Here is a 5,953-nt window from a genome sequence, read left to right on the forward strand (position 1 = left end):
CAACCATCGCCTCCTATGCAGTCATGCTCCTCATCGTTTTTGGTCTTAAGCTGCAGGGATGGCCGGGGCCGGGCTCGACCCGGTCTGGGGCTGCGGGGGAGTCGCCTCGGCCTGGGGCGTCCCTGCGGGCCGGATTTCGGGCGAAATGACGAAGAGCCGGGCCGCCAGGGGCTCGATCATATGGGAAAAGGGGGATGGATCCAGGGCGGGCGGGGCGTCTGACACCAGGGCAGGCCCGCTTGTTCCGGCCTCGGCCTGGGAATCGGGTTTCGGTGCGTCGGGCTGTCCGGCCGGGGCGACGGGAAGGGGCGCCTCGGACTGGCCGGGTTGCCGGGCCGACGTGTCCAGGCCCCGCATGCAGCCGATGACCACGATGACGGCCAGGGCGGCGGCGAGGCAGACGGCCAGGATGGTGATTCGGGAAGGACGTGGAAGCGCGCGCATCCGAATAAGTATAGGGCAACGCCGTTTGCCTTGTCCAGAACCGTGCGATCCTCCTTTTGCCCCAACCCGCCGGATCGGGCAAAAATGCCGGTTGCCGGGGGCAGGGAAATGTGCTTGTCTCGCCCCCTGCCGCGAATGGCCCGGGCCAAGGAAACACTTTTTTTGATCAATGCTGCGGCGATCCGGAAATGGGACGCGGACATGGAGTGATGAGAATGCGAAAGAATATGATGGTCGTCGTGCTGCTGATCGGTTTTTTGGCCCTGGCCGGATTGGCTGCGGCCCAGGATTCCCCGGGTGCGGCCCCGGGCGCTCAGGCGCCAAAGCCCGCTGCGACCGGCCAGGCCCCGGCCGGGGCGACGAAATCCGCCGTCAAGGAACCGGCTGCGGCCCCTTCCGGCGGCCAGAAAGCGGGCAAGGCCAGCCATCCGGTGCAGGGCAGTCCGGCCGTTACGGCCACGGAACAGCGCTACCAGGAGTATCTGGATCGGGAAAAAAACGCCTCGGATGCGGCCCTGGCCAAACAACGCGGCAAGCTTGAAGACAAGTACAAAGGGTTTGTGCGCACGGTGAAGCCCAAGCAGGGATCAAAAGGCGACGCCAAAAAAGGCGGGCAATAACCCCCTCCAAATCCGGGGCCGGGATGGGCGGTCGCCCTATGCCGGATGCCCGGCCAGAAGCCGGGCCACAGCCGGGGCCACGTCCGCCAGATCGGGGCAGACCGTAAATCCCGCCCGGCGCAGGCTGGCGAACTTTTCCGCCGCCCCGGAGGCGTTTTCCAAAATGGCCCCGGCATGCCCGAGCCGACGCCCGGGCGGGGCGCTCACCCCAGCCACGGAGACCGCCACGGGCTTGGGATAGGCCGTGGCCAGGGCGTATTCCGCCAGCCGTTCCTCGGCGTCCCCGCCGATCTCCCCGAGAACCAGCACCGCCGAAACCGCCGGGTCGTCCCGCACGGCCTCGGCCAGTTCCAGAAAGCCCAATCCCGTGAACGGGTCGCCGCCCATGCCCACGGCCACGGCCTGGCCGATTCCGGCTGCGGTGAGCCGGGCGGCGGCCTCGTAGGTCAGTGTTCCGCTGCGGGAGAAGATGGCCACGGGGCCGGGCGTAAAGGGGTCCACGGGCATGATCCCGACCTTGAAGCGCCCAGGGACGATGATCCCCGGGGTGTTGGGGCCGATAAGCAGCGTGGAGGTCGTGGCCAGGACGGCCAGGGTTTCCAGCATGGCCAGTTGGGGGATGCCCTCGGTAATGCAGGCCACCCGGGGAACCCCGGCCAGGGCGGCCTCGAGGATGGCGTCCGGGGCATGGGCCGCCGGAACGAAAATCACGCTGATATCGACCTCGTGGTCGGCAAGGGCCTGTCGCACGCTGTCGTAGACCGGCACGCCGTCCACGTGTTGTCCGCCCTTAAACGGCGTCACCCCGCACACCACCCGCCCGGCGTTGGCCGCGCCGTAGGCGGCCATGAGCCCGGCGTGCAGGCGGGCGGTTTTGCCGGTGACGCCCTGGACCATGATGCGCATGGGGCGCCTGCCTGCGGCCACATCCTTGGGCGCAAGGGGCGGTATGCCGCCCCGGCCCGGCACGGCCAGGGGAGGCCGGGATGCGGCGGGGCGAACCGTGCCGCCGAATCCGGGCGATTTCGGCTGCGCCGCCGCGTCGTCGGGGCGCACGGCGGGTCGGCCCTGCCGACACATCCCGGCCAGCGCCGCCATGGCCGCGTCCATGTCCGCAACCACTGCCAATCCGTCCAGGGCCAGCCCGTGCAGGATGCCCAGCCCTTCGGCCGCGCCGTTTCCGGCCAACCGGGCCACGATGGGCTTTTGGGGCGGACGGCCGCCCAGCACCCGGGCCAGGGCCAGGGCCACCTTTTCGCAGGACAGGATGCCGCCGAAGAGATTGATGCAGATGACCTGTACCGCCGGGTCGTCGAAAAGGATGGACAGGGCGGCGTCGAGGCCCGCCGCGTCGGCCGCGCCGCCCACGTCCAGGAAGTTGGCGGCGGGGAATCCGGAGAAGTTGAGGCGGTCCATGGTGGCCATGGCCAGGCCGGCCCCGTTGGCCAGAAGCCCCACGAATCCGGACAGCTTGATGAGCGACAGCCCCCGCTCCCGGGCCAGGGCCTCCACCGGGTCGACATTCTCCTGGGCCGCGACGTGATCCGCCCCGGGCAGCAGGGCCACGGCGTTGTCGTCGAGTTCCGCCTTGCCGTCCAGGGCCATAAGTGTCCCGTCCGTGGTCAGCACCAGGGGGTTGATCTCGGCCAAAAGCAGTCCCTGGCTGGTCAGGGCGGCGTAGAGGTTTGCGACCAGGGCCTCAAAGGCGGGCCAGACGGGGTACGGCAGCCCCAGGTGGAAAAAGGCGGAACGCGTCTGGGCCTCGGACGGGCCGCCCGGCAGGCGCAGATCCTGGATGAGGATGTGGCTTCCCCCGGCGTCGCGCTCCACGTCCATCCCGCCGCGTCGGCCTGCGGTCAGGGCCAGGGAGCGGCGGGCGCGGGACACGGCCAGGGACAGGTACATCTCCCGTTCGATGGCGGCGGCCGGTTCCAGGCGCAGAAAGGGCGGCTTTTTCCCGGCGATGGCCAGGTCGAAAAGCCGCGCCGCCGCCGCGTCGAGCTCCTGCGGCTTTTCGATGCGCACGATGCCCCCGGCCTTGCCCCGGCCCCCGGCCGCCACCTGGGACTTGAGGTACCAGGGCGGGGGGAAGGGCGGGGTCGCCGCCTGCCCGGGATGGATCAGGATTCCCGGCGGCACGGGGATGCCCGCCGTGGCGAAAATCAGCTTGCTGGCATGCTCGCAAAGCCGCATGAGGCCTCCGGGTCAATCCTCGACCATGATGTCGGTCAGGTTCATGTCGCCGCGCTTGGCGGCGCTTTCGTCCTCGCCGCTCCACAACGCGATGGGCTGGGTGAGGAGCCGCCGGGCCTGGTCGTAGCCCAGGGCGAAGGCCTTGAGGTTCACCTTGTGGATTTTTTCCGGCAGGTTGGCCAGAAGGCTTTTGCGCATCACGTCGCGCTTGGCGAAGGGCATGAGAAACGTCACCGCGCCAAGCACCACCGTGTTCATGGCCTGGGGAACCTTGACCCGCTCCAGGGCCAGTTTGGTGAACGGCAGACCCAGAAAGACGTTGGTGGGGGTCTGTTTGACCAGCCCCGTATCCACCAGGAGCACGCCGCTTTTTTTGAGCAGATGATGGTAGCTGTTGCAGGCCTCCTGACTTAAGGCCACCAAAAAATCCAGGCGTTCGGTCTTGGGGTAGCTGATGGGGTGGGAACTGACCACCAGATCGGCCCGGCTGGACCCGCCCCGGGCCTCGGGACCGTAGCTTTGGGTCTGGGTCACCTGATAGCCGTGTCCCAGGGCCAGGGCGTGGCCCAGGAGCTTGCCCAGGGTCAGGATGCCCTGGCCGCCCAGGCCCGAGAGACGGATCTCGAAACGGTCAAGCGTTACCTGCTCCTTCATGATCCCGCCCCTCCCTTGTCGGCCAGGGCCTGGCGCATGGCGGCATGGCGCTGTTCCAGTCCCGGTTCGTCGTTCTCCACGAAGATGCCCATGGGGATTTTCCCGGCCTTGTCGTCGAGCTTGTCGTAGACCTCCCGGGGAACCACATGGTCTTTGAGCCACCGAAACATCTCCACCGGCGAGCGGAACTTGTTGCCCCGGCCGTACTGGGTGAAGCACGGGGTCAACACCTCCACCAGATTGAATCCCGGGCGGCTCATGGCCCGTTGCAAAAGCCCGTCCAGGGCCTTGGCGTGGAAGACCGTGCCCCGGTAGACCCCGTTGGCCCCGGCGGCCTTGGCCATCTCCACCACGTCGAAGGATTTTTCCATCTGCCCGTGGGGGCTGGTGTGGGTGTAGGCGCCAAACGGGGTGGTGGGGGAGCACTGGCCGCCGGTCATGCCGTAGATGAAGTTGTTCACGACCAGGGCCGTGACCCCGATGTTGCGGCGCGCGGCGTGGATCAGGTGGTTGCCGCCGATGGACAGGGCGTCGCCGTCGCCCATGACCGTGAGCACCCGCAGGTGCGGGCTGGCCATCTTGATGCCTGTGGAGAGCGTCAGCGCCCGGCCGTGGGTGGCGTGCACGGTGTTGAAGTCCACGTAGGCGGCGATGCGGCCCGAGCAGCCGATGCCGGCCACCACGGCCATGTCGTCCTTGGGGATGCCTAAGGAGTGGACGCTGCGCACCAGCGATCCCAAGACGATGCCGATGCCGCAGCCGGGACAGAAGACCAGGGGGAATTTCTTGTTGTGGCGCAGATATTGGTGGATGAGCTGGGTGACTTCGGCCATGGCGTCACGCGATTTCCTTTAGTATTTGAGACGGGGTGATGATCTGGCCGTCGACGCGGTTTATCGTCCGGATGGTGGTGATGCCGCAGTTGACCCTTTTGACCTCGCGCGAGATCTGCCCCATGTTCATTTCCGGAACCAGCACCAGCTTGCAGGTGCGAAGGAGCTTCTCCACATGGGGGCGCGGGAAGGGGAACAGGGTCTTTAAGGACAAAAGTCCGGCCTTGACCCCGGCCTCCCGGGCCTGGCGAACGGCCAGGCGGGCCGAGCGGGCCACGGAGCCGTAGGCGATGACCAGGGTGTCGGCGTCCTCGGTCTGGTCGTGGTCCACAAGCTGGATGTCGTGGAAAAACCGGTCGATCTTGCGAAACATCCGCTCGGTGACGGCCTTGACCTCGTCCGGGCGCGAGGTGGGAAAGCCCAAGGGGTCGTGGGTCAGGCCCGTGACGTGGAAACGGTAGCCCGTGCCGATGGGCGGCATGGGCGGCACGCCGCGCACGGTCTCCTCGTAGGGCTTGTACCATTCCGGGGGCATGGTGGGCCGCAGGCGGCTTAGCACCTCGAACTCGCCGGGCCTGGGGATCTCGATTTTTTCCCGGGTGTGGGCCGTGATTTCATCAAGGAGCAGGATGACCGGGGTGCGGTACTTTTCGGCGTAGTTGAAGGCGGTGATGGTCATTTCCAGGCATTCGCGCACGTCGGCGGCCGAAAAGACGATGATCGGGTGGTCGCCGTGGGCCCCCCAGCGGGCCTGCTGCACGTCGCCCTGGCCCGGGGAGGTGGGAAGCCCGGTGCTTGAGCCGCCGCGCATGACGTTGACGATGACCAGCGGGGTCTCGGTCATGCAGGCGTAGCCGATCTGCTCCTGCATGAGCGAAAAGCCCGGGCCGGAGGTGGCGGTCATGACCTTGCGACCGGCCAGGGACGCGCCGATGATGGCCCCGGCCGAGGCGATCTCGTCCTCCATCTGGAGAAACACCCCGTTTTCGACGTGGGGCAGGCGTCTGGCCATGACCTCCATGATCTCCGTGGAGGGGGTGATGGGATAGCCCGCGTAAAACGAGCACCCGGCCAGAAGCGCGCCTTCGGCCACGGCCTCGTTGCCGAGCAGGAAGGCCTCGGTTCGTTTTTTTCGCTGCATGGCGCTCATAATGACCTACGCTTTCTTCGGTTCTGGGGTTTGGGCGGCGGTTGCGACGGGCTCGGGGG

The 5,953-nt window shown here is 67.4% G+C and carries 6 protein-coding genes; 1 reads left to right on the top strand and 5 read right to left on the bottom strand.

Going from position 1 to position 5,953, the window contains the following annotated elements:
- Nucleotides 1-45: 45 nt before the first annotated feature.
- Entirely contained in the window at nt 46-444 is a 399-nt protein-coding gene (locus V3572_RS04260) for a hypothetical protein (protein ID WP_332109739.1), read from the bottom strand.
- Between the two features lie 215 nt (nt 445-659).
- On the opposite strand from V3572_RS04260, the gene V3572_RS04265 reads away from it, so the two are divergent.
- Nucleotides 660-1,064 carry a hypothetical protein gene (locus V3572_RS04265; protein ID WP_332109740.1) on the top strand — a complete coding sequence of 135 codons (405 nt, stop codon included), beginning with the start codon at nt 660-662 and terminating at the stop codon, nt 1,062-1,064.
- Nucleotides 1,065-1,100: 36 nt separating this feature from the next.
- On the opposite strand, the gene V3572_RS04270 is transcribed toward V3572_RS04265, so the two are convergent.
- From V3572_RS04270 to V3572_RS04285, 4 genes are read right to left on the bottom strand one after another with little or no spacing between them, the layout of a single operon-like run.
- Entirely contained in the window at nt 1,101-3,257 is a 2,157-nt protein-coding gene (locus V3572_RS04270; RefSeq protein ID WP_332109741.1) for an ATP-grasp domain-containing protein, read from the bottom strand.
- Nucleotides 3,258-3,269: 12 nt separating this feature from the next.
- The gene (locus V3572_RS04275) at nt 3,270-3,911 is read right to left on the bottom strand and encodes a 2-oxoacid:acceptor oxidoreductase family protein (protein WP_332109742.1); all 642 of its coding nucleotides are present in this window, start codon (nt 3,909-3,911) and stop codon (nt 3,270-3,272) included.
- Nucleotides 3,908-4,744, bottom strand: coding sequence for a 2-oxoacid:ferredoxin oxidoreductase subunit beta (locus V3572_RS04280; RefSeq protein ID WP_332109743.1), 837 nt, complete (start codon nt 4,742-4,744; stop codon nt 3,908-3,910). Before V3572_RS04280 ends, V3572_RS04275 begins: the two co-directional genes overlap by 4 nt.
- Nucleotides 4,745-4,748: 4 nt before the next feature.
- Nucleotides 4,749-5,894: a 2-oxoacid:acceptor oxidoreductase subunit alpha gene (locus tag V3572_RS04285; protein WP_332109744.1), complete on the bottom strand. Its 1,146-nt coding sequence runs from the start codon at nt 5,892-5,894 to the stop codon at nt 4,749-4,751.
- Between the last annotated feature and the right edge of the window lie 59 nt (nt 5,895-5,953).

It is taken from the genome of Desulfolutivibrio sp. (assembly GCF_036584575.1).
In the GTDB taxonomy this organism is placed as follows: Bacteria; Desulfobacterota; Desulfovibrionia; order Desulfovibrionales; family Desulfovibrionaceae; genus Desulfolutivibrio.

Bases quoted from the DNA above. Each gene is read 5' to 3' on its own strand.
- V3572_RS04260 (WP_332109739.1), bottom strand. From the start codon at position 444: ATGCGCGCGCTTCCACGTCCTTCCCGAATCACCATCCTGGCCGTCTGC.
- V3572_RS04265 (WP_332109740.1), top strand. From the start codon at position 660: ATGCGAAAGAATATGATGGTCGTCGTGCTGCTGATCGGTTTTTTGGCC.
- V3572_RS04270 (WP_332109741.1), bottom strand. From the start codon at position 3,257: ATGCGGCTTTGCGAGCATGCCAGCAAGCTGATTTTCGCCACGGCGGGC.
- V3572_RS04275 (WP_332109742.1), bottom strand. From the start codon at position 3,911: ATGAAGGAGCAGGTAACGCTTGACCGTTTCGAGATCCGTCTCTCGGGC.
- V3572_RS04280 (WP_332109743.1), bottom strand. From the start codon at position 4,744: ATGGCCGAAGTCACCCAGCTCATCCACCAATATCTGCGCCACAACAAG.
- V3572_RS04285 (WP_332109744.1), bottom strand. From the start codon at position 5,894: ATGAGCGCCATGCAGCGAAAAAAACGAACCGAGGCCTTCCTGCTCGGC.